Source organism: Streptomyces sp. NPDC048604 (assembly GCF_043199435.1).
GTDB lineage: Bacteria > Actinomycetota > Actinomycetes > Streptomycetales > Streptomycetaceae > Streptomyces.
Genome location: NZ_JBICVX010000001.1, coordinates 639,068 through 664,165 on the forward strand (window position 1 = coordinate 639,068; position 25,098 = coordinate 664,165).

The following is a 25,098-nucleotide window of genomic DNA, read 5'->3' on the forward strand; positions in this document are numbered from 1 at the left end:
GGGGTCAGCGGGGTCGGCGCACCAGACCGGCCGATCCGCCCAAGATCGACGCGAGGGAGAGCGCAAGGGCGCACACCCAGAGCGCATCGGCTGAAGCGTGCGCCCCCGGAGCCTCCAGCCGGTTCAGGAACAGCGTCCCGAAGGCGGCGACCCCGACGAGCTGACCGAGCTGCGTCACGGTGGCCAGCAGCCCGCTCGCGTCGGCCGCGTCCTCGGGCCGTACGGTGGCGAGCGCGCCGGTCAGCGCGGGGCTGAAGGCAAGCGACAGGCCCGCGCCCACCGCGGCGAAGGCCGCATACAGCCCCGTGCCCCCGTCCGAGCCGTCCTTCAGCACCCAGCCCATGGTCAGCACGCCGACCGCGGCCAGCGCGAAGCCGGACGGGATCAGCAGCGGCTGCAGCCGGCCGGGCCAGCGCCGCCAGGTGAGTCCGACCACACCGAAGATCACGGCGGCCGGGCCGAAGGTCAGCCCGGCACGCAGCGCGCTGTGCCCGAGCCCGCCCTGGAGATGCAGCGTCAGCGTGAACAGGAACCCCGCGTTGACGGCCATCGCCACCGCGATCCGCAGCACCGCCCGGCCCATCCCGGGACGGCGCAGCACCCGGGGCGCGACCAGCGGCGCACCGCCCCGGCGCGCGAGCCGGGACTCGTACGCGAAGAACACCGCGAAGACGACCGCGGAGCCCGCCAGGGACAGCCAGGACCACAGCGGCCAGTCCTGCTCCTGGCCGAGGACCAGCGGCACGGTCAACAGCGAGACGGAGGCTGCGAGCAGGATCAGGCCGGGCAGGTCGAGCGCGCGGCGGCGGCCGGGGGCGGCGGGCTCGTCCCGGGGCAGCACCCGGAGCCCGAGCACCAGCAGCACCAGACCGAGGGGGACGTTCACCAGGAAGACCGGCCGCCAGCCGGTGCCGAACAGGTCGGCGCTGACGAGGATCCCGCCGAGCACCTGGCCGGCGGCGGCGCCGGTGGCGAGCACCGCGGAGTACGCGCTGAGCGCCCGTACCCGGCCCGGTCCGGTGAAGGTGCGCTGGATCAGGCTCAGCACCTGAGGGATCATCAGGGCCGCGCCGGCCCCCTGGAGCACCCGGAAGGCGATCAACTGGCCGGTCTGCGCGGCCAGTCCGCAGGCCAGCGAGGCGACGGTGAACAGCGCGAGGCCGCCCAGGTACAGCCGGCGGTGCCCGAGCAGCTCGCCGAGCCGGGCGCCGGTGATCAGCAGCACCGCGTAGGCGATGGTGTAGCCGGCGACGATCAGCTGGAGTCCCGCCCCGGACGAGGCGAGTTCGGCGCGGATCGTGGGGGCGGCGACGTTGACGATGAAAACGTCGAGCAGCGCCATGAACTGGGCGGCGAGCACGACGCCGAGCAGGAGTCCGGGGCCTCTGTCGGTCCCTCCGGCTTTACTGGTTGTGGGACGTGTGGTGGTCGTCGTCATACCGGTGAGCGTGACGGCGAACGGATACGGGTAACGAGAGCCCGCCGATACTGGTAGTGACAGCACCTGGCAACGGCGGCACGGCGACTCGACCATGGGGGGCGTGACCACGATGGCAGTACCAACACAGCGACGGCGGCCGGAGCTCGCGAGCTTTCTGCGCGGCCGCCGGGCCCGGGTGACACCGCAGGACGCCGGCATCCCGCCGGGCCTGCGCCGGCGCACGCCGGGGCTGCGGCGCGAGGAGGTCGCGCAGCTCTCCGGGGTGGGCGTGACCTGGTACACGTGGCTGGAGCAGGGCAGACCGATCAACGCCTCGCCGCAGGTGCTCGACGCCGTGGCACGCACCCTGCGGCTGGACGCGCCCGAGCGGGAGCATCTCTACCACCTGGCCGAGGTGGCGTACGCGCCCGATCCGGGAGACGGCGCCCAGTCCGTGAGCCCGGAGATCCAGGGCGTCCTCGACGCGCTGCACCCGCATCCGGCGGTGGTCTACAACGGGCGGTACGACATCCTGGCGACCAACGAGGCGTACCGGAGGCTCTTCATGGGCCCGGACCACGAGCTCAGCGGCATACGCAACGTCCTTTGGACGCTCTTCACGGTGCCCGAGTCGTCCTGCCCGGTGGCGCACCGGGAGCAGGAGCTACCGCTGATGGTGGCCCAGCTGCGCGGCACGTACGGGCGGCACGTGGGCGAGCCGGCCTGGGAGTCGTTCGTGCGGCGGCTGTCGGAGGCGAGCCCGGAGTTCGCCGCGCTGTGGGCGAGCGGGGACGTGGTGCCGCCGGGGGCGCGGGTGAAGACCTTCCGTCACGCGTCGGTGGGCAAGCTGCGCATGACCTCGGTCTCGCTGAGCATCAACGGGATGCCGGAGTGCCGGATCGTGACCTACACCCCGAACGACGAGGAGAGCCGCCGCGGCATGGACGCGCTCTGCGGCAGCTGATCCGGGTCCGGCGGAAACGCCGGATCCCGCCCCCTGTTGGGGACGGGATCCGGTGATTGTGGAGCTAAGGAGAATTGAACTCCTGACCTCCTGCATGCCATGCAGGCGCTCTACCAACTGAGCTATAGCCCCTCGTGTTCCTCGCGCTCCGCGCTGCGAACAAGAAGAACTTTAGCGTGTGACCTGCCGGAAAGTGAAATCCAGGTCAGTCGTCGTCGCCGAGCACCGGCTCGGGCAGCGTGCCGGCGTTGTGCTCGAGCAGCCGCCAGCCGCGGGCGCCCTCGCCGAGGACGGACCAGCAGCAGTTGGAGAGCCCGCCCAGGCTCTCCCAGTGCCGCGGCTCCAGGCCGAGGAAACGGCCGATGGTCGTCCGGATCGTGCCGCCGTGGCTGACCACGACGAGCGTGCCGTCCTCGGGCAGCTTCTCGGCGTGCTCCAGCACCACCGGGGCGGCGCGGTCGGCGACCTCGGTCTCCAGCTCGCCGCCGCCGCGGCGCACGGGCTCGCCGCGCTTCCAGGCCGCGTACTGCTCGCCGAACCGGGTGGTGATCTCCTCGTGGGTCAGGCCCTGCCACTCCCCCGCGTACGTCTCGCGCAGCCCGGAGTCGTGGGCGACCGTGTGACCGGTGAGGGCGGCCAGCTCGGCGGCCGTGGCGGCCGCCCGCTTCAGGTCGGAGGCGACGATGGCGTCCGGCTTGAGGGCGGCGAGCAGCCGGGCGGCACGGCGCGCCTGGGCCAGACCGGTCTCGGTCAGCTCGATGTCCGTGCTGCCCTGGAAACGGCGCTCCAGGTTCCAGGAGGTCTGGCCGTGACGCCAGAGGACGATCCGGCGGCCGGCGCCGCTCTTGGCGGTGCTCAGCTCAGCTCACCGTCCGTCTCGTCGGCACCGGTCAGCGCGGCGTGCTCGGCCATCTTGCCGCGGGTCTTCAGGGCGTCGTCCGGCAGCGGCAGCTCGGGGCAGTCCTTCCACAGCCGCTCCAGGGCGTAGAAGACCCGCTCCTCGCTGTGCTGGACGTGGACGACGATGTCGACGTAGTCCAGCAGGATCCAGCGGGCGTCGCGGTCGCCCTCGCGGCGCACCGGCTTCGCGCCCAGGTCCTTGAGCAGGCGCTCCTCGATCTCGTCGACGATCGACTTGACCTGGCGGTCGTTGGGCGCGGAGGCGAGCAGGAAGGCGTCGGTGATCGACAGCACGTCGCTGACGTCGTACGCGATGATGTCGTGCGCGAGCCGGTCGGCCGCCGCCTGGGCGGCGGCGCTGACGAGTTCGATGGAGCGGTCCGTGGCGGTCACAAGCAGGCTTTCGTCGGTGGTCGGGAACACATCCAGGGTCTCACGGACGGCGGACCGCCCGGCAAGCGAATACACGACGGTGCGGCAGGCCGGTCCTGCGCGGACCGGCGCCGCCGCACCGTGCGGGCCTCCGAACGGGCTCAGGACCCGTTCTCGGCCTTGTAGTCCTTGCCCAGGACGACCATGACGTCGGCGTTCCCCGAGGGGGCGCCCTTCTTGACCGCGCCGGCCGGCAGGCCGAGGGTCTTGGCGACCTCGCCGGCGGCGATCTTCTGCACGTCGTCCCGGTAGACGACCTGGGACTTCGCCTCGCGGTCGGCCTTCGCGCCGCCGACGAAGGCGTAGCCGCCGTTGATCAGCACGATCCGGGCCGTCTCGGTGGCGTCGGCGTCGCCGCTGCCGTTGCGGATCGCGACGCGGACCGCGGCGCCCTGCTCCGGCGGGCTGACCTTGCCGCCCAGGACGTCCTTGACGACGCCGCCGCTCGCGGACTCCTTCAGGGTGCCGTCCTGGCCGACCGGCAGCAGCGCCGTCTTGTAGTCGCCGCCCTTGGCGCGCTCGGCGAGCTTGGCGAGCGAGGCGCCGAGGTCCTTCTCCGGGAGGGAGGGGTCGAGGATCTGGGCGAGCGTCTGGACGGTGACCGTGGCGCTCTTCGGGTCGGCCGAGATCTTGCGCAGCACGCCCTGCATGACCTGGCCGAAGCGCTGGAGCTGTTTGGCCTCGGCCTCGCCGGGGCCGCGGAACGTGGCGTAGGCGACGGCGGCGCGACCGTTCAGGGTCTGGTTCTCGCCGCGCTTGACCAGCGGCTGCTCGCCCTTCTTCTCGCCGGGGACGTCGGCGTCGGTGGTCAGATCGATGTTGCCGACCAGCTCGACCAGGCTCTCCAGGTACGGGGTGTCGAGGCGCCAGGTGCCGGTGATCTTGGTGCCGAGCAGGTTGCCGAGGGCGTCACGGGTGCCGGTCGAGCCGTCGTCCTCGACGGACTTGCCGAGGGTGGTAGCCGCGCCCTCGTCGTCGGCGACGGAGAGCTCGTTGGGCAGCAGCACGGTGGTGCCCTGCTTGGTGGTGACGTTGTCGACGAGCAGGGCGGTGGAGGTGCCGCCCTTCTTGGTGTTGTGCAGGTGGACGACGATCACGTCCCGCTTCTGCGGGCCGGTGGCGGTGTTCTGCTGCTGTTCGGTGTCGTCGCCGAGGCCGGGGAGCTTGCCGGCCGACCACAGGTAGCCGACTCCGCCCACGGCGACGAGGGCGAGCACGACGACGAGGGTGACGAGGCGGTTGCGGCCGCGGCGGCGGGCCTCCTCGCGGCGTTCCGAACGGCTCTCGGTGAACTTGAGCCAGTCGATGACGTCCTCGGAGTCCTCGTCCGGTTCGTCGATGAACGAGAACTGCTCGGTGCGGTAGTCGCGGTCCTCGCCGCCCGGCGCCCCGGGGGCGGGACGGCGCTGGCCGGGGACCCCGGCGGGCGCGGCGACCGGCGCCTGCGGCGGGCGCGCGGGCCGCTGGGGCTGGGCGGGCTGCTGCGGCTGCGGGGACTGCTGAGGCGGGTACGGCTGCCCGTAGGGGTCGTACGGCTGCTGGGCCGGCGGCTGCGGGGCCTGCTGCGGGCTCGGGGCCTGGCCGGCGTACGGGTCGTACGGCTGCTGGGCGTACGGGTCGTAGCCGTAGCCCTGCGCCTGGTGGGACTGCTGAGGCTGCTGGGCGTAGGGGTCGTAGTCGTACCCCTGGCTCTGCTGGGGCTGCTGGGGCTGCTGATAGACCGGCTGCCCGTACGCGTCGTAGCCGATGACCTGCGGCTGCTGCGGGTAGTACGGGTCGTACGGACTCTGCTGATCGTTCACCGGTGCCCCTCGCTCACTCGCCGCGGTACAACTGGCGCTTGTCGATGTAGCGCACCACACCGTCCGGTACCAGGTACCAGACCGGATCCCCCTGCGCGACCCTCGCCCGGCAATCGGTGGAGGAGATCGCGAGGGCCGGCACCTCGACGAGCGAGACCCCGCCCTTCGGCAGACCGTCGTCGGTCAGGTCGTGGCCCGGCCGCGTGACGCCGATGAAGTGGGCCAGCCCGAACAGCTCCTCCGCGTCCCGCCAGGTGAGGATCTGGGAGAGCGCGTCCGCGCCGGTGATGAAGAACAGGTCCGCGTCGGTGTTGAGCGCGTGCAGATCCCGCAGCGTGTCGATGGTGTACGTCGCCCCGCCGCGGTCGATGTCGATACGGCTGACCGAGAACTGCGGGTTCGACGCCGTCGCGATGACCGTCATCAGATAGCGGTCCTCGGGGGCCGACACCGCCTTGTGGCTCTTCTGCCAGGGCTGCCCGGTCGGCACGAACACCACCTCGTCGAGGTGGAACAGGGCGGCCACCTCGCTGGCGGCCACCAGGTGTCCATGGTGGATCGGGTCGAACGTCCCGCCCATGACACCGAGGCGGCGCTTGCCGCGGCCAGTAGGCACTTCCTGCTCTCCCATGCGTGCAGAGCCTACTGGCACGTCGGCGCGCTCCCTCCGGGCGGTCGACCGGATCAGCGGTCGCGGTTGAAGCGGGTGGTGACCCACAGCAGCAGGAGCAGCGCGAGCAGCGCGCCGCCGCCGGTGACGTACGGGTTCAGGCTTTCGTGGTTGCCGCCGTGCTCGGCGCCCTCGGCAAGGCTGACCAGGTTGAGTGCGGTGCTGTGCAGGCTCATCTTCGGCAGGACCAATCGATCGGGGATGGGAGCGAGACTTCGCGCACATCGTATGCGGGCGGTCCGGGCACGCTCACGCCGACTCAGTCGTTGTCGTAGTCGTCGTCACCACGGCGGCACCCCGCACCCGGTTTTCCACAGCACCGAGGTTGTCCACAGGCTCGGGCGGGCTTCCGGGCCAAGGACCTACGCTGGGGTCTGTCAGGGGGACGAGCGAGAACTCGTAAGGAATCAGGGGGATCCATGACCGACGGCACCGACAGCGCCCGGGAGAACGTTCCGAGCAGGCAGCGCAAGCGCTTCCCGGACATCTCCTCGCGCGCGTACGAACACCCTGCGGACCGCTCGGCCCTGGTCGCGCTCCGCAAGCTCAGCGGCTTCGACACGGTCTTCAAGACCCTCAGCGGGCTGCTGCCGGAGCGCAGCCTGCGGCTGCTCTTCCTCTCCGACTCCGTGCGGGTGAGCGACGCCCAGTTCACCCACCTCAACGACATGCTGCGGGACGCCTGTTACATCCTGGACCTGGAGAAGGTCCCGCCGATGTACGTCACGCAGGACCCGAAGCCCAACGCGATGTGCATCGGTCTCGACGAGCCGATCATCGTGGTCACCACCGGCCTGGTGGAGCTGCTCGACGAGGAGGAGATGCGGGCCGTCGTCGGCCACGAGGTGGGTCACGCCCTCTCCGGCCACGCCGTGTACCGCACGATCCTGCTCTTCCTGACCACCCTGGCGGTGAAGATCGCCTGGATCCCGCTGGGCAACATGGCGATCATGGCGATCGTCACCGCGCTGCGGGAGTGGTTCCGCAAGTCGGAGCTCTCGGCCGACCGCGCCGGGCTGCTCGTGGGCCAGGACCTCCAGGCCTCGATGCGCGGGCTGATGAAGATCGCCGGCGGCAACCACCTGCACGAGATGAACGTGGACGCCTTCCTGGCGCAGGCCGAGGAGTACGAGGCCGGCGGCGACCTGCGGGACTCCGTCCTGAAGATCCTGAACGTGCTGCCGCGGACGCACCCCTTCACCACGGTCCGGGCCTCGGAGCTGAAGAAGTGGGCGGAGACCCGCGACTTCCAGCGGATCATGGACGGGCACTACCCGAAGCGCTCGGAGGACAAGGACACCTCGGTGACCGACTCCTTCCGTGAATCGGCGAACCACTACGCCGAATCGGTGAAGTCCAGCAAGGATCCGCTGATGAAGCTGGTCGGCGACATAGCGGGTGGCGCGGGCGACCTCGCGGGCGATCTGGGCGGCAAGCTGTTCGGCCGCTTCGGCGGCAAGAACGGCTCCGGCGACGAGAAGAGCGGGGCCGAGGGCGAGGGCAGGGCCGAGGGCTCGCGCGGCGAGAGCTGAGGCGGCGAAGGCTCGGGCCAGGCGAAGGCTCGGGCCAGGCGAAGGCTCGGGCCAGGCGAAGGCTCGGGCCCGGCCAGGGCCGGGCCCGCCGTTCAGAGGCGGGGCTGGGCGTTCGGGGCCAGGGTGCCGCAGAGCGGGGTCACGGCCCGGTCGCCGGTGGCGTACGGATCGGTGACCGCGGGCGCGTCCGCCGGGGGCGTCCGCTCGCCGGCCAGCAGCGGCCGCAGGGTGCCGCCGGCGTCGGGGGCGCAGGCCTGCGGCCCGGCGGCGACCTGGCTGGTCAGCAGCTCGGCCCGGTGCATCCGCAGGTCCTCGCGGTCGAAGCGGAACTGCAGCTGGCGATGGACGGTGAACAGCGAGGCCGCGCGCTCCGGTCCGGAGGCGGCGGGCCGCAGCGTGTAGGTGAAGCTGTGGTCCGCGGTCACCTGCAGCAGGTCGGCGTCGATCTCCGCGAAGCGGAGCGTGCCCTGGACGCGGGTGGCGGGGTCCACGGTGGCCCGGGCCGGGTCGAAACTGATCAGCCAGCCGGCGAGGGCGTGCCGTCCGTCGGCCCGGGAGGCGTCGACGCTCCGGTCGAACTGGGCCTGCTGGTCGGGGTCGATCAGCAGGCGCACCGGCCGGGTGGTGGCCCCGGACAGCACGTCGGGCGCCAGCGAGGAGGCCACGAGGTAGTCCTTGGCCACGGACAGCGCGGTGACGACCTGGCTCTCCGAGAAGTGCTCGGTGCGGCCCGCGTTCGGGAGGTTGATGCCGGCCGCGCCGGCGTGGTACTCGGCGGCGGGGCTGTGGGAGAGCAGCTCGGCGGGCTCGCCGCCGGGCACGGGGCCCTGCGGGGCGAGGGGGGTGACGGTGGTCCACAGCGGTTCGGCGCGGTGGACGGCGGGCGGCTGGTAGGGGTTGCGGACCCCGAGGTAGATCGCGGTGCCGAAGGCGAGGAGGATCAGCAGCACCAGGACGACGGGCTGCCGGGAGCGGCGGCCGGGTTCCCCGCCGGGGCGGGAGCGTACGGCGCGGGCGTGCTCCCCCATCCGTTCCTGCGCGGAGAACTCCTGGAGGCGGGCAGCGCGGACGAACGACTCGTCGAAGACGACGGATCGGTACTCGTCCTCTCCTCCGCCGGGGAGCCCCTCTGGGGTCCCCTCAGGCGGGTCGCCACGCCCTGCCATACCTTCAGAGTAGGTCGGTACGGACATCCGTAAACGCGCAGGTACACGACAAGTTCGGAAGTTTCCCGACGGGACTCCCGGCGCGACTGCCGACCGCGCCGCGCGGCGCGGTCAGGGAGCGGCGGGGCCGGTGGCGGTGGGGACGACGACGGGGGCCACGGCGGAGGTGGCGCCCGGCGACGGGATGTCGATCCCGGAGGTCGTGGGGACCGGGGCGGGTTCCTGACGGTTGGCCGTGGCGCCGCGGTAGACGGCGGTGAAGGCGAGGGCGACCATGCCGACGCCCATCACCAGCGCGAGCACCCAGGCGACCGGCCGGTGCCAGCGGGCGCTGCCCCGGTAGGGGCGCAGGGCGCCGCCGTGGGGGCCGTACGGGCCGGTCTCGTCGTAGTCGTCGAGGTCGGGGCCGCCGAGGCCGCTCGCGGGGTCGTAGCCGTCCTCGTAGAAGTCGTCGTCGCCGGCGGCGCGGCGGGCGCGGGCCCGGGCGGCGTCCGCCTCGGCGCGGGCCTGGGCGGCGGCGAGCAGCCGCTCGACGGCGGTCGGCTCGTGGAAGGCGGCGGCCCGGACGAAGTCCTCGTCGAAGACCACGGCGGCGAATTCGTCTGCGCCTCCGCGGTCGACAGAGTCCTCGGGGTCCTGGCCGTCCTGGAACGGCTTGCCCCCCACGTCGTCCGGCACGGCTTCAGAGTAGACCTGGGAGGGGGCTTTGGGCAGGGAGAGTGCGAACTATCCCTGCCCCTTCGAGACAGTCCGATTACCGTACGTGACCGTCGCCGGTGACGATGTACTTGGTGGAGGTCAGCTCCGGGAGGCCCATCGGGCCCCGGGCGTGCAGCTTCTGCGTGGAGATGCCGATCTCGGCGCCGAAGCCGAACTGACCACCGTCGGTGAACCGGGTGGAGGCGTTCACGGCGACCGTGGTGGAGTCGACCAGCTGGGTGAAGCGGCGGGCGGCGGCCTGCGAGGTGGTGACGATCGCCTCGGTGTGACCGGAGGACCAGAGCCGGATGTGCTCCACGGCCTTGTCGAGGGAGTCGACGACGGCGGCGGCGATGTCGTACGAGAGGTACTCGGTCTCCCAGTCCTCCGGGGTGGCGGCCACGACGGTGGCCTTGCTGCCCTCGGCACGGGCGAGCACCCGCTCGTCGGCGTGGACGGTCACGCCGGCCTCGGCGAGGGCGTCCAGGGCGCGCGGCAGGAAGGCGTCGGCGATGTCCCGGTGGACGAGCAGGGTCTCGGCGGCGTTGCAGACGCTGACCCGCTGGGCCTTGGAGTTCACCAGGATCTCGACGGCCATGTCGAGGTCGGCGGCGGCGTCCACGTAGACGTGGCAGTTGCCGGTGCCGGTCTCGATGACGGGGACGACGGACTCCTCGACGACCGTCTTGATCAGCGAGGCGCCGCCGCGCGGGATGAGGACGTCGACGAGACCGCGGGCGCGCATCAGCTCGCGCACCGATTCGCGGGACTCGCCGGGGACGAGCTGGATCGCGTCGGCGGGCAGCCCGGCGCCTCCGACGGCGTCCCGCAGCACCTTCACCAGGGCGGTGTTGGAGGAGTACGCGGAGGACGAGCCGCGCAGCAGCACGGCGTTGCCGGACTTCAGGCAGAGGGCGGCGGCGTCGACGGTCACGTTGGGCCGGGCCTCGTAGATGATGCCGACGACGCCCAGCGGGACGCGGACCTGGCGCAGGTCGATGCCGTTGGGGAGGGTGGAGCCGCGGACGACCTCGCCGACCGGGTCGGGCAGGGCGGCGACGTGCCGGACGTCGGCGGCGATGGCGCGGATCCGCTCGGGCGTGAGCGTGAGCCGGTCGATGACGGACTCGCTGGTGCCGGCCTCACGGGCGCGGGCGATGTCCTCGGCATTGGCCTCGACGATCTCCCCGGTCCGGACCTCGAGCGCGTCCGCGATCGCCAGCAGGGCGTCGTCCTTGGCCGCGCGCGGAAGTGGCGCGATCTCGGCGGCGGCGGCGCGGGCGTGGTAGGCGGCCCGGGCGACGGGGGACAGGTTGTCGAGGGGCGTGAGCGAGGTCATGTCCGCAGGGTACTGGCACCGCTGCGGACTTCCCTCGTACATCCCGTTCTGCGAGACGTTCCCCGGACGGCCGGAAACCGCCCCCGCCCGTCACGGCCGTCAGTAGGGGTGCACCCCCACCGGGGCGGCGGGCGGCGGGCCGTAGCCCTCGGCGATCCGCTGGTGGTACGTCTCGCGGTCGATGACCTCCAGGCCGACGATCTCCCACGGCGGCAGCTTCGCGGTCTGCCGGTGCTCGCCCCACAGGCGCAGCGCGACGGCGGCGGCGTCGTGGAGGTCGCGGGCCTCCTCCCAGTACCGGATCTCGGCGTGGTCGTTGGCATAGCGGCTGGTCAGCAGGAAGGGGTGGTCGTGGGCCAGCTGTTCGAGCCCGCGCCTGACCTCCTTCAGCGGGGCCTCCGCCCCCGAGACCGTGAGCGTGATGTGCCAGAGCTTGGACACCACCCGCTCCTCGACGCGTGCCTCGGTCGTGTCCGTGCTGCCGTCCACGACGTCGTCCTTCGGCGCACCGAAGTCGGCTCCGGCCTCGACGCTCGTCAGGGCGCGTTCGGACGTCCCGCGGGGCGCAGCCCCTGGGCGCGCTCGTCTCACCGGCGGCCTCCTGTTGTGATGCGTGTGCTGCTGTGCTGTACCCCGCCTTGTCTTGCCCCCGAGACAAAGTTGACCAGTCCCGGGCCGCAGATGGGGCGGTTTTGGTGAACCTCTCCAACGGATGACCGGAGTTTCAGCCTTTTCAGGTCCGGTCAGGTCCGGTCAGGTACGGACGACGACCAGATCGTCCCGATGGACGACCTCGCGCTCGTAGGCGGGGCCGAGTTCCTTGGCGAGTTCGCGGGTGGAGCGGCCGAGGAGCTGCGGGATCTCCTTGGCGTCGAAGTTGACCAGCCCGCGGGCGACGGCACGGCCCTCGGAATCGCGCAGTTCGACCGGGTCGCCGGCGACGAACTCGCCCTCGACGGCGGCGATGCCCGCCGGCAGCAGCGACTTGCGGCCCTGGACCACCGCGCGCACGGCCCCGTCGTCGAGGGTGAGCGCGCCCTGCGGGGTGGAGGCGTGGGCGAGCCAGAGCAGCCGGTCGGCGGAGCGGCGGCCGGTGCGGCGGAAGTACGTGCCGGTGTCGCGGCCGGCCAGCGCGTCGGCGGCGCGGCTGGCGGAGGTGAGCACCACGGGGACGCCGGCGGCGGCGGCGATCCGGGCGGCCTCGACCTTGGTGACCATGCCGCCGGTGCCGACGCCGGCCTTGCCGGCCGTGCCGATCTCGACGTGGGCGATGTCCTCGGGGCCGGTGACCTCGGCGATCCGGGCGGTGCCGGGCTTGGCCGGGTCGCCGTCGTAGAGCCCGTCGACGTCCGAGAGCAGGACCAGCAGGTCGGCGCGGACGAGGTGGGCGACGAGGGCGGCGAGCCGGTCGTTGTCGCCGAAGCGGATCTCGTCGGTGGCGACGGTGTCGTTCTCGTTGACGACCGGCAGCGCGCCCATCGCCAGGAGCTGGTCCAGGGTCCGGTAGGCGTTGCGGTAGTGGGCGCGGCGGCTGGTGTCGTCGGTGGTGAGCAGCACCTGGCCGACGCGGATGCCGTAGCGGGCGAAGGAGGCGGTGTAGCGGGCCACGAGCAGGCCCTGGCCGACGCTGGCGGCGGCCTGCTGGCGGGCCAGGTCCTTCGGGCGGCGGGCCAGTCCGAGCGGGGCCAGGCCGGCCGCGATGGCACCGGAGGAGACCAGGACGATCTCCTTCTCGCCGCCGCTGCGGACCTTGGAGAGGACGTCGACGAGCGCGTCGACGCGGTCGGCGTCGAGGCCGCCGGCCGCGGTGGTCAGCGAGGACGAGCCGACCTTGACGACGATCCTTCGGGCTTCCGTTACGTACTGCCTTGCCACTGTCACGAGTCCGAATCTATGTCAGGTCCGGCGCGGGTCGCTTGCGTATTCCAGCCGCTGGACAGGGGCTGGACAAAGAGGCCGCAGGCACTCTCGCGCGAACCGCGTGTGCCGCTCTCGCGTAAACCGCGTGCGCGGCACGCGGCCGGTTCAGGTGAACTTCCCGGCCGTTCCGGACGAATCGTCCGTCGTGGCTCGTTCTACCCGCTGACCGGTCCCCCACGCGCCCTCTGGAGTCCGCCGTGCGCCCTCTCGCTCGTCTCCGCCGGACCGGCCGACGGAGCAGACTGCGGCGGTTCGGTCCGCTCGCGGCGCTAGGCGCCGCCTTCGCCGGGCAGGTCGCGGGGGCCGTCGGCCCCGACGCCGGCCTGCTCGCCGCCTCCACCGCCGCCGGGCTGGGCGCGGAGATGCTGCTGCACCGCCGCCACCGCGGGCTGAGCCGGGTGCTGTCCAAGGCCCGCGCCGATGTGATGGTGCGCCACCTGATCCGCGACCTGCTGCTGGTGGCCGGGCTGATGAACCTGGAGCCTGACGGCCCCGGGCGGCACTATCTGCCGCTCTGCTACGGCCTGTTGCTCTGCTACGCCCTGTACTTCGCCTGCCAGGGCGCGGTCGTCAAGGTGCGCCGCAGCCGTGCGCTGCCGGTCCTCACCCGCAACATCGACGCCTCCGCGCTGCGGCTGCGGCCCGCGCCGCCCGCGCTGCTCGCCCGCCGCCCCGGCGTCCGGCTGCTCGCCACCGGACTGCCCGCCACGTCCGGACTGGTGGCGACGGCGCTGACCGGCGACGGCCGCTGGGCGGGGGCCGGGGTGGCGCTCTCCGTGCTCCTCGCGGGCGCGGGACTCGCGGTGCTGCTGGCCTGGCTGCTGCCGGGGCGGCGGCCGGCCGGGGAGGCCGAGGTGCTGGCCTGGTTCGACGCCTGGCTGGCCGTGTACCGGCCGACGGTCGGGATGTACTTCTCGGGCGGTACGAGCTCCGCGTACCAGGCGAACATGTGGCTGGAGCCGCTCGCGGCGCTGGGCGGCCGGCCGGTGATCGTGCTGCGCGAGCGGTTCATGATGCAGAAGATCGGCCCGACGGACCTCCCGGTGATCTGCGTGCCGAAGGTCGCGCATCTGATGCGCCTTGAGCAGTCGACGCTCGGCGTACTGCTCCACCCGGCGAACTCCGGCAAGACCTCGCAGGTGCTGCGGATCCCCTCCATCAAGCACGCCTTCGTGAACCACGGCGAGAGCGACAAGCTCTCCAGCTGCAATCCCTACGCCAAGGCGTACGACGAGGTGTGGGTGGCCGGTCCGGCGGCCCGCGAGCGGTACGCGCGGGCCGAGGTGGGCGTGGACGACCGGGACGTGGTGGAGATCGGCCGGCCGCAGCTCGCCCCGATCGAGCCGTACGCGGGCCCGCCCGCCGGGCGGCCGGTGACCGTGCTGTACGCGCCGACCTGGGAGGGCTGGACGGACGACCCCGGGAACACCTCGGTGATCCTCGCGGGCGAGAACCTGGTCCGGGCGCTGCTGGCCGACCCCGGCGTACGGCTGCTGTACAAGCCGCACCCCATGACCGGGTCCGTGAGTCCGCGGGCGGCCGCGGCCGATGCCAGGATCCGGAGGCTGGTGGGCGCGGGCCGGGTACGGGACGGGGCCGGGCCGGCCTCGGGGAGGTCCGCGAAGGACCGGGCGTTCCCGGCGCGGGCCGACGGCGCGGAGCGGATGCTGCTGCAGGGCGCGCCGGAGCCCGGCCGAGCGGCGGCGGTGGCCGCGGCGGAGGCCGAGCGGGAGGCGGCGTACTGGGCGGCGCTCGGTCCGCGCGAGCACCGCGTGGTGACCGGGGCGGGGCCGTCGCTGTACTCCTGCTTCAACCGGGCCGATCTGCTGGTCAGCGACGTGTCGTCGGTGGTCTCGGACTTCCTGGCGAGCGGGAAGCCGTACGCGGTGGCGAACACCGGCGGGCTGTCGGAGGACGAGTTCCGGGCCGTGTTCCCGACGGTGCGCGCGGCCACGGTGCTGACGCCGGACGCGCGGGGGGTGCCGGCGCTGCTCGACGCGGTGCGGGATCCCTCGAAGGACCGGCTGGCGGGGGTGCGGGCCGAGCTGAAGGAGCAGCTGCTCGGGCCCGCGGACCCGCCGTCCCCGGTCCGCTTCGCCGCCGCGGTCGAGGCGCTGAGCGCCCGGGCGGCGGCGCGGGGGGCACGGGTGCCGGGGCCGCGGGGCGAGTCGGGGACGCGGGTGGCGGGGCGGGACGGCTGAGTCAGCCCCACAACCTCCGTACCTTGCGCCGCAGTCGCTGCAGCGGCGTCGGGCCCATGACCTCGTACGTCCACGCGGGGATTCCCGCCGCCCTGTCGCCGAAGTACGGCAGCGCCAGGTAGCGGCGGCCTCGACGGGTGACCGTCTCCGGCTTCTGCTTCGTGCGCCGGTACTCCGCCACCGCCTTCAGCTCCGTGGCCTTGCCCAGCGCGACGCAGGTCAGGCGGAGGCGTTCCTCCGGCTTGAGGCGGCGGGCGACGCCCTTCGTCCAGTACGCGCTCATCAGCGGCGCCGCCAACTCCAGCTTGTGCCGGAGCGTTTCGTCGTCCTGGCGCAGCAGAACGTGGCCGAACTGCGGCAGCAGTGTCGTCACGAACGGGCGGATCATCAGCAGGTCCCGCTGCTCGCCCGGGGGTTCGTGCGCGGCGATCAGCTCCATCAGGCGCTGCGCGGACAGGAACCGGATGTCGTACTCCCCGGACTTGGTGAGGTGCTTGCCGTCGTCGCGGCCCACCAGGTAGTAGCAGGTGTAGTCGGCGACGACGGAGACGCCGTCGCCGCGCAGGTACGCCTCCATGGTGAACAGCGCGTCCTCGCCGGTCCGCATCGTCGTGTCGAAGCGGATGCCGTGCAGCATCAACAGCTCGCGGCGGAACAGCTTCTGCGCGCTGAGCGTGAACTTCACGTTGGACGTGTAGATGTCGGCGCGTTCGACGGTCGCGCCCCACATCGACTTGGCCGCGTTGCGGTTGACGCCCTCGATCCGGCCGAGGACGACGTCCGTGCCGGCCCGGTCGCCCATGGCGACCATCCGTTCCAGCGCCTCCTCGCCGAGGTGGTCGTCGGCGTCGAGGAAGAACACGTAGCGGCCCTCGGCCAGTTCGAGGCCCGTGTTGCGGGGGCCGCCGGGGCCGCCGGAGTTGGCCTGGTGGACCACGCGGGTGCGCACCGTGCTGCGCGCCGCGAAGGCGTCGAGGCACTCCCCCGTGCCGTCGGTGGAGCCGTCGTCCACGGCGACGATCTCGACGCGGTCCGCGCCGATCGTCTGCTTCTCGACGGATTCGAGGCACTTCTCGAGGTACGGCATCGCCTCGTACGCCCCGATGATCACGGTGACGTCAGGGGTGGCAAGGCTGGTGTTTTCGGTCATCGGCACGCAGTCTGGCAGTTGCCGACGGAGACGCACAAAGGCCCGCGAACACTGTCGGACAGTGTTCGCGGGCCTTCTCACGTGCGTAAACGTGAGACGAACGGGTCGTAAAGCCGCGTCAGCGCGTCGCCGCGGTGCGCTCCTCGGGCTCCAGGGAGTCGTCCGCCTCCCGGTCGATCTCCGGCGCCGTCGGCTGCTCGGCGAGCCGCTGGGCGAACCCGGCGTTGCGGGCCTCGGCCTTGCCGGCGAGGGTCCGCAGGGCCGCGTCGAAGCGCTCGATGGACGTCGGCGAATCCGGGCCGAGCAGGTAACGCCGCAGGTCACGGCGGGCTTCGGCGAGGGTGTCGGCGGCCGGGTCGGCGACCGCGTCGAGCAGCCCGTCCAGTTCGGCGGCCGAGTTCGTCAGGATGACGGCGGCACGCACGGCGGTGTTCTGCCGCTTGAACTCGTCCGCCCCGACCTCGGCCGAGTCCGTGACCGCGTACGGCTTGCCGCTCGCGATGAAGTCGGAGACCACACTGGAAATGTCCGAAACCATTCCATCGGCCTCATTGAAACAGTCGTAGAGGTGCGGCTTGGCGCCGGTGACGGCCTTGTGCTCCCACCCGCCGAAGGAGCGCCAGTACGCCTCGTTCCACTCGGCCCGCAGCCGCTTGGTCTCGGCCAGCCGCTCCGGGTCCGCCAGCGCGACCCGCGACTCCTCCGACTCGTCGCCGCCCTTGCGGAACGGGTTCTCGAGCACGGCGAGCCGGGCCTCCAGGCGGACCAGCTCGGCCTTCGCGGCCTCCTGCCCGGCACGGGCCGCGGCGGCCTCCTCGGCCCAGCGGGGCTCGGCGGCGCGGGCCGCGGCGGCCTCGGCGATCATCTTCCGGATGCGCTCGTCGACGGCCTTGGCCTTCTTGTTCACCAGGCCGGTGAAGGGGTGCGGCTTGTAGACGACCCGCACCGGGTTCTTCGCGGTGAGCAGCGCGCGAACGATGTTCTCGCCGGCCAGCAGCAGGGAGGTGTTGCCGGGGTTGGCGTCCCAGCCCTCCCAGGTGGGGGCGTAGAGGATCGTCGGGACGGGGTTCTTCGGGGCGCCCGTCCAGCTCTCGATCGGCGCCAGCTGCGGGCGGCCGACCTCGACGATGTCCTCGTCGCGGACGCCGACGTCGGCAAGCGCGTAGCGGTCGCGGCCGGCCCGGCCGGCCGTCCAGACCTCGTCGTACACCTTGGAGAACGGGTTGACGCTGGCCAGCTTGTCGCTGTCGCCGTGCCCGATGAAGACGTGCTTCATCGTGGGCACGCGCAGCATGTGGATGTTCTTGCCGACGTTGGCCGGGTAGAGGCAGACCCGCGCGGACGACAGGTCGAGGTTCATCATGTGGGTGCCGCCCGGCACGCAGATGATCGGCACGTCGGTGGCCGCCAGCTTCGGGACGAGGCTGCGCTCACGCATCACGACGACCGGACGGCCGTCGATGTGCTGCATGGTGTCCAGCCACATGTTGACCTGGTACGCGGAGGCGTCGGCACCGGAGAAGTACATGACGACGGTCGGCTGGTACTCGTGCAGCCAGTTGTTGACGGCCTTCAGCACGGCGGGCGCGGACGGCACGAGCCGGCTGCGGCGCAGGTACGGCACGAGGAGCAGCACGTACAGCAGGCCGAGGCCGAGGGTGATGCCGATGCCGACGAAGCCGGCGAGGGTGCGGCCGGTGGCGGCGGCCCAGAGCAGACCGGCCACGGCCGGGACGTCCAGGTGGAGCATCTTCTCGCCGGAGCGGTGCACCAGGGCCTTCGGCGGCGCGTCCGCGATCCGCAGGGCGTGCAGGTCGACGTTGCGCGTGACGACCGGCATGGTGCGGCGCAGCCGGATCAGGGTGGTCAGCGCGCCGTGCGGGGCCTGGAGGGCGTAGAAGAGCAGGAAGCAGGCGACCGCCGCGTAGAAGACCGGCTGCTCGGCGAGGTCCTCGCGGGCGAGCAGCAGAATCAGCAACAGCTGGCGCACCAGGAAGCGGATCGGCAGGCCGGCTCGGACCTTGGCCAGTCGGTCGACGAGGTAACTGCGCTTGTGGTGCAGATACCAGTCGGTGGCGTAGGTCACGGCGCTCGCACCCGCGAACAGCCAGATGTTGGGCAGCAGGGCACCGGCGAGAACGCACGGATACCCCAGCGCCATGAGCAGAGCGGCGGCCAGCTCTGACCTGCTGCCCACGCGCGCCAGGCGAATGGCGGTCGAAATCACGAAGAATCTGCTCCAGAGGGGGGGTGCAGCTTATTCACATGAAACATGGGGAGAACGTGGGGGGGAAGTCCGATGAATCGGACGTTCATGAACTCGGGCCTCTGCAGTGGCGATTTGGCTACTGAAGAGGCCCGAAAAACACATCTGGCGAGTATTACACATCTTCCTGGCGGTCAAGCACGGCGGCCAGCGCCTGCTCGAACCCGGACGCTTCGGACGCCTCCCGCGTCGGATCCTGCTGCCGGACGTCGATCACATGTCCGGTCAGATCCGAGAGCAGGACGTCCACCGACGTGCGGGCGACCGCCTCGGAGGAGAGCAGCGAGCCGGCCGGCTCCTGGCCGAAGGCCTTGGTGCGCATGGGCGTCGCGGTGCGCTCCGGGTTGACGCAATTGACCCGGATTCCCTCGGCGGCCCATTCGTCGGAGAGAGCCTGCGTGAGATTCACCATGGCGGCCTTGGTCGACGAGTAAAGGCTGTACTCGGCGCGGCCGCGGGTGTAGCTGGAGGAGGTGTAGAGCAGCAACTGGCCCTTCGTCTCCGCCAGGTACTTGTACGCGGCACGGGCAATCTGGACCGGGGCCAGGTAATTGACGTGCAACGCTTCCTGAATGGTCGCGTTGTCGGTTTCCGCGAGCTTTCCGATGCGGAGCACGCCGGCGGTGTTGATCACGTAGTCGATGCGGCCGGTCTCGGAGTACGCGGTGGTCAGCGCCTGCTCGACGTGCTCGGGGTTCTCCACGTGGGTGCCGGTCGTGGAGCGGCCGAGGGCGTAGACCTTGGCGCCGTACTGCTCGGCGAGCGCGGCGATGTCGGCGCCGATGCCGTACGAGCCGCCGAAGACGACGAAGGTGCGGCCCTGAAGGAGCTCGCGGTAGCGGGCCTCGTCGGCCGGGCGGGGGGCGGCGGTGGAGGCCAGCTGGAACAGCTTGTCGGCGATGAAGACGTCGACGGGCTGGGTGACCTTCATGTTGTACTCGTCGCCCGCGACGACGTGGATCGGCACGTCGGGCAGGTACTTGAGCACGACGCTGCAGTCGTCGGTGGCCTGGAAGTTGGGGTCGCCGGCGGCGATCTCGTAGGCGCGGCGGATCGTGGAGAGCTTGAACGCCTGCGGGGTCTGGCCGCGGCGGAGCCGGGAGCGGTCGGGGACGTCGGTGATGAACTCGCCGTCCTCGCCGTGGGTGCGGGTCACGATGATCGTGTCCGCGGACGGGATGGCCACGTCGACGGCCTGGTAGCGGTCGAGGGCGTCGACGCAGTCCTTGATCACGCGCTGTGACAGAAGCGGACGGACCGCGTCATGGAAGAGGACGTTGCGGTCCTCGCCCTGCGCGAGGCCCTCGCCAAGGGCGGCGATGGCGCGCTCGGTGGTCTCGTTGCGGGTGGCGCCGCCCTCGATGATGCGGGTGACCTTGGTCAGACCGGCCTTGGCGACGATCTTCTCGACGTCCGGGACGAAGCCGGGGGCCATCAGCACGATCACGTCGTCGACGCAGTCCGCCTGCTCGAAGATCGTCAGGGTGTGCTCGATGACCGCCTTGCCCGCGATCTTCAGCAGCTGCTTCGGGATGGCGAGCCCGACGCGCTGGCCGGTGCCGCCGGCCAGGACGACTGCCGTGGTGCGGAGCTTGGCTTCATGCGGCACAGACACGAAAACGACCTACCTTGCGACGACGGGAGACCGTGTGATGGTCGCACTCTCCGTGAGCGTCTCGCAAGGCGGACGGCGACGGCCCCACATCGCCAGGACATGCTCTGTTCACCGCCCCGCCAGGGCTGTTGCACCGCCCACGACAGCCGACGGCCGTGACGGAAGACACAGACACCGGCCGGCCACCGAAACGATGACCGGCCGCTATGTCGTACCGACTGGAAGGGCTCGAACCCGTCGAACCAGAACGGATCGAACTCGTCGTACTCGCGCTGTGCGTCGTCCCGCTCGGCCCCTCGGGCTGTAGCTTCGACGGCCGCCCTCGCACCGCTCGGCCCCAGGGGGCCTCACGGGCTTCGGACGTCTGCGCCGGACTCCGTCCGCCGGCCCGTGCGCGCCGCCCTCCCGACTAGAACGGATCGAACTCGTCGTACTCGCGCTGTGCGTCGTCCCGCTCGGCCTCTCGGTCCTTGCGGCGCTGGGCGGCGGGGCGGGGAGCCTCCAGGCGGTGGTCCTCGCCGCGGCGGCCGAGCATCTCGGCGCCGGCCATCATCGTCGGCTCCCAGTCGAAGACGACCGCGTTCTCCTCGGAGCCGATGGCGACGCCGTCGCCGGCCCGGGCGCCTGCCTTCATCAGCTCGTCCTCGACGCCGAGGCGGTTGAGGCGGTCGGCGAGGTAGCCGACGGCCTCGTCGTTGTTGAAGTCGGTCTGGCGGACCCAGCGCTCCGGCTTCTCGCCGCGCACGCGGTACACGTCCTCGTGCTCGTCGTAGGTGACGGTGAAGCCGGCGTCGTCGACGGCCTTCGGGCGGATGACGATCCGGGTCGCCTCCTCCTTCGGCCTGGCCGCGCGGGCCTTGGCGACGATCTCGGCGAGCGCGAAGGACAGCTCCTTCAGGCCGGTGCGGGCGACCGCGGAGACCTCGAAGACCCGGTAGCCGCGCTCCTCCAGGTCGCCGCGGATCATGTCCGCGAGGTCCTGGCCGTCCGGGATGTCGATCTTGTTGAGGACGACGACGCGGGGACGGTCGTCGAGGCCGCCGTACTGCTTGAGCTCGTCCTCGATGACGTCGAGGTCGGAGACGGGGTCGCGGTCGGACTCCAGCGTCGCCGTGTCCAGGACGTGCACGAGGACCGAGCAGCGCTCGACGTGCCGCAGGAACTCCAGGCCCAGGCCGCGGCCCTGGCTGGCGCCGGGGATCAGACCGGGGACGTCGGCGATGGTGTAGACGGTCGAACCGGCCGTGACCACACCGAGGTTGGGGACCAGCGTGGTGAACGGGTAGTCCGCGATCTTCGGCTTGGCGGCCGAGAGCACCGAGATCAGCGAGGACTTGCCGGCGCTGGGGTAGCCGACGAGCGCGACGTCGGCGACGGTCTTCAGCTCCAGGACGATGTCCTGCAGATCGCCGGGCTCGCCGAGCAGCGCGAAGCCGGGGGCCTTGCGGCGGGCGGAGGACAGTGCCGCGTTGCCGAGGCCGCCGCGGCCGCCCTGGGCGGCGACGAAGGTGGTGCCCTGGCCGACGAGGTCGGCGAGCACGTTGCCCTGCTTGTCCTGGACCACCGTGCCGTCGGGGACCGTCAGGACCAGGTCCTGGCCGTCCTTGCCGGAGCGGTTGCCGCCCTCGCCGGGCTTGCCGTTGGTGGCCTTGCGGTGCGGCGAGTGGTGGTAGTCGAGCAGCGTGGTGACGGACTGGTCGACGGTCAGGATGACGTCGCCGCCACGGCCGCCGTTGCCGCCGTCGGGTCCGCCGAGCGGCTTGAACTTCTCCCGGTGTACGGAGGCGCAGCCGTGGCCTCCGTTACCCGCGGCGACGTGCAGCTCGACGCGGTCCACGAAGGTGGTCATGGGGTGTTCCTCCAGGTACAGACGGGAATGTCTATTGCTTAACACGCGAAAGGCGGACCTGCTTCCCGTGCGGAAGATCCGCACAGGAAGAGAGGCCCGCCTCCGCAGTGGTTCCGGTCAGGCGACCGGAACGATGTTCACGACCTTGCGGCCGCGGAAGGTGCCGAACTGCACCGAACCGGGCTGCAGGGCGAACAGGGTGTCGTCGCCACCGCGACCGACCCCCGAGCCCGGGTGGAAGTGGGTGCCACGCTGGCGGACCAGGATCTCACCCGCGTTGACGACCTGACCGCCGAAGCGCTTCACGCCGAGCCGCTGGGCGTTGGAATCGCGACCGTTCCGGGTGGACGATGCGCCCTTCTTGTGTGCCATTGCTCAGTCCCTCTTTACTTCGCGGCCGTCGGGATGGACGTGACCTTGATCGCCGTGTACTGCTGACGGTGACCCTGGCGACGGCGGTAGCCGGTCTTGTTCTTGTAGCGCAGGATGTCGATCTTGGCGCCCTTGTGGTGGTCCACGACCTCGGCCTGGACCTTGATGCCGGCCAGGACCCACGGGTCGCTGGTCACGGCGTCGCCGTCGACGACGAGCAGGGTCGAGAGCTCGACCGTGTCGCCCACGTTGGCGGTGGAAATCTTGTCAACCTCGACGATGTCGCCGACAGCAACCTTGTGCTGGCGACCACCGCTGCGCACGATGGCGTACACGCGGAACTCTCTTTCGCTCGTTGGGGACCCCTGAAGCCAGCCGACCCGGCCGAAATGCACGGGCGGCCTCCCCCGAGCCGCGATGCGACCGGGAGGTGAGGTGCTCAGTGGCTGGCGTGCACAGAGACACGCCGACGGTCAAGATTACGGGGCCCTGTCGTAGCGGTCAAACCGGCCCGACGGCCAGGTACCACCTGCCGGTGGGCCCGCATCGTGGAATCGAACGCGACCGGCCGATCCGCCTCCGCCCGCGCCTGGGACTTATGCTCCCGTGAGCCCGTCCCGGCCGTCCGGGCCGACGGGGCCCGAACACGAGGTGAAGGTGCAGTGACGGACGATGTCCGGCGGTCCGCAGGGGCTCTGGGTTCGATCTTGGTGATCATCCCGACGTACAACGAGGCCGACAACGTCGCAGTGATCGTCGAGCGCGTGCGTTCCGCAGTCGCCGACGCGCACATCCTGATCGCGGACGACAACAGCCCCGACGGCACGGGCAAGATCGCCGACGAGCTCGCCGAGGCGGACTCCCACGTCCACGTCCTGCACCGCAAGGGCAAGGAAGGGCTCGGCGCCGCCTATCTCGCCGGATTCCGCTGGGGCATCGAGCGCGGCTACGAGGTGCTCGTCGAGATGGACGCCGACGGGTCCCACCAGCCGGAGGAGCTGCACCGGCTCCTCGACGTGCTGCCCGGCGCCGACCTCGTCCTGGGCTCCCGCTGGGTGCCGGGCGGAAGCGTGGTCAACTGGCCGAAGTCCCGGGAGTTCCTGTCCCGGGGCGGCAGTCTGTACTCCCGGATCCTGCTGGGCGTCCCGATCAAGGACGTCACGGGCGGCTACCGGGCGTTCCGCCGGCACACCCTCGAAGGGCTGGGCCTCGACGAGGTCGCCTCGCAGGGCTACTGCTTCCAGGTCGACCTCGCCCGACGCGCGACGCATGCCGGCTTCACCGTCAAGGAAGTCCCGATCACCTTCGTGGAGCGGGAGCGGGGCACCAGCAAGATGAGCCGCGCCATCGTCGTCGAGGCCTTGTGGCGGGTCACGGCGTGGGGCGTCCAAGGCCGTCTCCGCCGGCTCTTCGCCCGGCGTCGCTGAGTCGCCGAGCGCTGAGTCCCTGAGCGCTGAGCCGCTGAGCGCTGAGTCGCTCGTACCTCTTCGCAGACCCAGAAGACCTTCACAAGAAGCAGCGGAGATCACCCATGTCCGAAACACGGACCCGCCCCGCGCCGGCGTCCGCCACCGAGGCGGGACGCTCCCGTCGTGCACGGCCGGCCGGTTCCCTGTCCGCCCGCGTACGGACCGTCCTCCGGCCGGTCTGGCCGGCGCTCGCCGGCTACGCCCTGGTACGCCTCATCGGCGTGGTCGCCGTGGGTCTGCGCGTCGGGGAGAACGGGCCGAGCCTCGGTCAGCTCCTCGCCACGCGGTTCGACACGGCCTTCTACGTGCACATAGCCCAGTACGGCTATGCGGACCTGCGGCCCGGTTCCTGCGCCGTCCAGGGCGAGCTCTGCAATTACGCCTTCTTCCCGCTCTATCCGGGGCTGATACGCGGCCTCTCCGCGGTGCTCCCGCTGCCCGTGGGCCAGGTGGCCTGGCTCATCTCGGCGATCGCCTCGCTGCTGGCGGCCTGGGGCATCTACGCCGTCACCCGCCATGTGGCCGGCCAGCGGGCCGGTGTGATCGCGGCGGTGCTCTGGGGCATCGTGCCGCACGCCATGGTCGAGTCCATGGCGTACACGGAGCCCGTGTTCACCGCGCTGGCGGCCTGGGCTCTCTATGCGACTCTCACCCGCCGCTGGGTGGCCGCGGGAGTGCTGGCCTGCCTCGCGGGGTTGACCCGTCCGTCCGGGTCGGCGGTGGTCGCCGCGGTCGTCCTCGCCGCCCTGTGGTTCTGGTATGCCGAACGGGCCGGGAAGCGGGACGGGACGGTCCGGCCCGGACTGCTTCTGACCGCCGTGGTCGTCGCTCCCGTCGGCTGGTTCGCCTGGTTCGCCTGGGTCGGATACCGCGCCGGCGACTGGCGGGGTTATTTCGACGTGCAGGAGAAATGGGGCAGCACATTCGATGGGGGCAATTTCACCCTCCACCGCATCGCCGACGTGTTCCTGAAGGTCCCGGTCAATCTGAACACCGTCGTGGGCGCGGCCACCGTGATCACGGCCGTGGTGCTGTTCTTCGTCTGTCTCCAGCAGCGGCAGCCACTCGTGCTTCTCGTCTACGCGGGCGTCATGCTGCTCATCGCCGTGGGCGGTGCCGGATATTTTCACTCGAAAGCGCGATTCCTGCTCCCGGCTTTCCCGCTGCTCATCCCGTTGGCACAGGCCCTCGCGAAGGCCCGGCCGGCGACCATGTACCTCGTACTGACGGCAGCGACGCTGGTGTCGACCGGGTACGGTGTCCATCTCATGCTCGTCTGGAAGTTCTCGCCCTGATTGCACTGCCGGGCATGGGCCAATAGCCCCGACCAGG

22 protein-coding genes and 1 tRNA gene are annotated in these 25,098 nt (G+C 71.5%); 5 read left to right on the forward strand and 18 right to left on the reverse strand.

From position 1 onward, the window contains the following. Positions 1–4: 4 nt before the first annotated feature. The gene (locus tag ACGFMM_RS03100; protein ID WP_393642552.1) at positions 5–1,438 is read right to left on the reverse strand and encodes an MFS transporter; all 1,434 of its coding nucleotides are present in this window, start codon (positions 1,436–1,438) and stop codon (positions 5–7) included. Positions 1,439–1,532: 94 nt separating this feature from the next. On the opposite strand from ACGFMM_RS03100, the gene ACGFMM_RS03105 reads away from it, so the two are divergent. Beyond that, on the forward strand, positions 1,533–2,384 hold the full coding sequence (locus ACGFMM_RS03105) for a helix-turn-helix transcriptional regulator (RefSeq protein WP_393642554.1): 852 nt from the start codon (positions 1,533–1,535) through the stop codon (positions 2,382–2,384). Positions 2,385–2,443: 59 nt separating this feature from the next. Here the strand turns inward: ACGFMM_RS03105 and ACGFMM_RS03110 are convergent. The 6 genes from ACGFMM_RS03110 to ACGFMM_RS03135 form a co-directional block, all read right to left on the reverse strand. Continuing rightward, positions 2,444–2,516: transfer RNA gene (locus ACGFMM_RS03110), tRNA-Ala, on the reverse strand. Positions 2,517–2,589: 73 nt separating this feature from the next. Next, positions 2,590–3,243 (reverse strand): histidine phosphatase family protein, encoded by a 654-nt coding sequence (locus tag ACGFMM_RS03115; RefSeq protein ID WP_393642804.1) that lies wholly within the window; start codon positions 3,241–3,243, stop codon positions 2,590–2,592. Beyond that, positions 3,240–3,677, reverse strand: coding sequence for a ribosome silencing factor (gene rsfS, locus ACGFMM_RS03120; RefSeq protein WP_393642555.1), 438 nt, complete (start codon positions 3,675–3,677; stop codon positions 3,240–3,242). Before rsfS ends, ACGFMM_RS03115 begins: the two co-directional genes overlap by 4 nt. A gap of 140 nt (positions 3,678–3,817) precedes the next feature. Then, a complete protein-coding gene (locus tag ACGFMM_RS03125) occupies positions 3,818–5,518 on the reverse strand; it encodes an LCP family protein (RefSeq protein ID WP_393642557.1) in 1,701 nt (566 codons plus the stop codon). Between the two features lie 13 nt (positions 5,519–5,531). Continuing rightward, positions 5,532–6,149: a nicotinate-nucleotide adenylyltransferase gene (gene nadD, locus ACGFMM_RS03130; protein ID WP_393642559.1), complete on the reverse strand. Its 618-nt coding sequence runs from the start codon at positions 6,147–6,149 to the stop codon at positions 5,532–5,534. A gap of 53 nt (positions 6,150–6,202) precedes the next feature. Further along, on the reverse strand, positions 6,203–6,364 hold the full coding sequence (locus ACGFMM_RS03135) for a hypothetical protein (RefSeq protein WP_393642561.1): 162 nt from the start codon (positions 6,362–6,364) through the stop codon (positions 6,203–6,205). A 243-nt stretch (positions 6,365–6,607) separates the two neighbouring features. Here ACGFMM_RS03135 and ACGFMM_RS03140 point away from each other — a divergent pair, with 243 nt between their 5' ends. Next, positions 6,608–7,720 (forward strand): M48 family metallopeptidase, encoded by a 1,113-nt coding sequence (locus tag ACGFMM_RS03140; RefSeq protein WP_393642562.1) that lies wholly within the window; start codon positions 6,608–6,610, stop codon positions 7,718–7,720. 92 nt (positions 7,721–7,812) lie between these two features. Here the strand turns inward: ACGFMM_RS03140 and ACGFMM_RS03145 are convergent, their stop codons facing one another. The 5 genes from ACGFMM_RS03145 to proB all read right to left on the reverse strand — a co-directional run bounded on the left by ACGFMM_RS03145 (position 7,813) and on the right by proB (position 12,805). Further along, positions 7,813–8,886, reverse strand: a complete 1,074-nt coding sequence (locus ACGFMM_RS03145) for a hypothetical protein (protein WP_393642564.1) — start codon at positions 8,884–8,886, stop codon at positions 7,813–7,815. 111 nt (positions 8,887–8,997) lie between these two features. After that, positions 8,998–9,564: a hypothetical protein gene (locus tag ACGFMM_RS03150; RefSeq protein WP_393642566.1), complete on the reverse strand. Its 567-nt coding sequence runs from the start codon at positions 9,562–9,564 to the stop codon at positions 8,998–9,000. A 76-nt stretch (positions 9,565–9,640) separates the two neighbouring features. After that, complete coding sequence (locus ACGFMM_RS03155; RefSeq protein ID WP_393642568.1) at positions 9,641–10,924, reverse strand: glutamate-5-semialdehyde dehydrogenase; 1,284 nt, start codon at positions 10,922–10,924, stop codon at positions 9,641–9,643. A 99-nt stretch (positions 10,925–11,023) separates the two neighbouring features. Next, a complete protein-coding gene (locus ACGFMM_RS03160) occupies positions 11,024–11,515 on the reverse strand; it encodes a hypothetical protein (protein WP_393642570.1) in 492 nt (163 codons plus the stop codon). Between the two features lie 162 nt (positions 11,516–11,677). Then, entirely contained in the window at positions 11,678–12,805 is a 1,128-nt protein-coding gene (proB, locus tag ACGFMM_RS03165) for a glutamate 5-kinase (RefSeq protein WP_393642571.1), read from the reverse strand. Between the two features lie 236 nt (positions 12,806–13,041). On the opposite strand from proB, the gene ACGFMM_RS03170 reads away from it, so the two are divergent. Continuing rightward, complete coding sequence (locus ACGFMM_RS03170) at positions 13,042–15,045, forward strand: hypothetical protein (protein WP_393642573.1); 2,004 nt, start codon at positions 13,042–13,044, stop codon at positions 15,043–15,045. A gap of 1 nt (position 15,046) precedes the next feature. Here ACGFMM_RS03170 and ACGFMM_RS03175 read toward each other — a convergent pair whose 3' ends face one another. The 6 genes from ACGFMM_RS03175 to rplU all read right to left on the reverse strand — a co-directional run bounded on the left by ACGFMM_RS03175 (position 15,047) and on the right by rplU (position 22,632). After that, positions 15,047–16,195, reverse strand: a complete 1,149-nt coding sequence (locus tag ACGFMM_RS03175) for a glycosyltransferase family 2 protein (RefSeq protein ID WP_393642575.1) — start codon at positions 16,193–16,195, stop codon at positions 15,047–15,049. Positions 16,196–16,313: 118 nt separating this feature from the next. Continuing rightward, entirely contained in the window at positions 16,314–18,422 is a 2,109-nt protein-coding gene (locus ACGFMM_RS03180; protein WP_393642576.1) for a hypothetical protein, read from the reverse strand. A gap of 154 nt (positions 18,423–18,576) precedes the next feature. Continuing rightward, positions 18,577–20,076, reverse strand: coding sequence for an SDR family NAD(P)-dependent oxidoreductase (locus tag ACGFMM_RS03185; protein ID WP_393642578.1), 1,500 nt, complete (start codon positions 20,074–20,076; stop codon positions 18,577–18,579). 409 nt (positions 20,077–20,485) lie between these two features. Beyond that, complete coding sequence (obgE, locus tag ACGFMM_RS03190; protein ID WP_393642580.1) at positions 20,486–21,925, reverse strand: GTPase ObgE; 1,440 nt, start codon at positions 21,923–21,925, stop codon at positions 20,486–20,488. A gap of 117 nt (positions 21,926–22,042) precedes the next feature. Further along, entirely contained in the window at positions 22,043–22,297 is a 255-nt protein-coding gene (gene rpmA, locus ACGFMM_RS03195; protein WP_393642581.1) for a 50S ribosomal protein L27, read from the reverse strand. A gap of 14 nt (positions 22,298–22,311) precedes the next feature. Beyond that, a complete protein-coding gene (gene rplU / locus ACGFMM_RS03200; RefSeq protein WP_046905603.1) occupies positions 22,312–22,632 on the reverse strand; it encodes a 50S ribosomal protein L21 in 321 nt (106 codons plus the stop codon). Between the two features lie 327 nt (positions 22,633–22,959). On the opposite strand from rplU, the gene ACGFMM_RS03205 reads away from it, so the two are divergent. Beyond that, the gene (locus ACGFMM_RS03205) at positions 22,960–23,724 is read left to right on the forward strand and encodes a polyprenol monophosphomannose synthase (protein ID WP_393642584.1); all 765 of its coding nucleotides are present in this window, start codon (positions 22,960–22,962) and stop codon (positions 23,722–23,724) included. 104 nt (positions 23,725–23,828) lie between these two features. Then, on the forward strand, positions 23,829–25,061 hold the full coding sequence (locus ACGFMM_RS03210; protein WP_393642585.1) for a glycosyltransferase family 39 protein: 1,233 nt from the start codon (positions 23,829–23,831) through the stop codon (positions 25,059–25,061). The last annotated feature ends 37 nt before the right edge of the window (positions 25,062–25,098 follow it).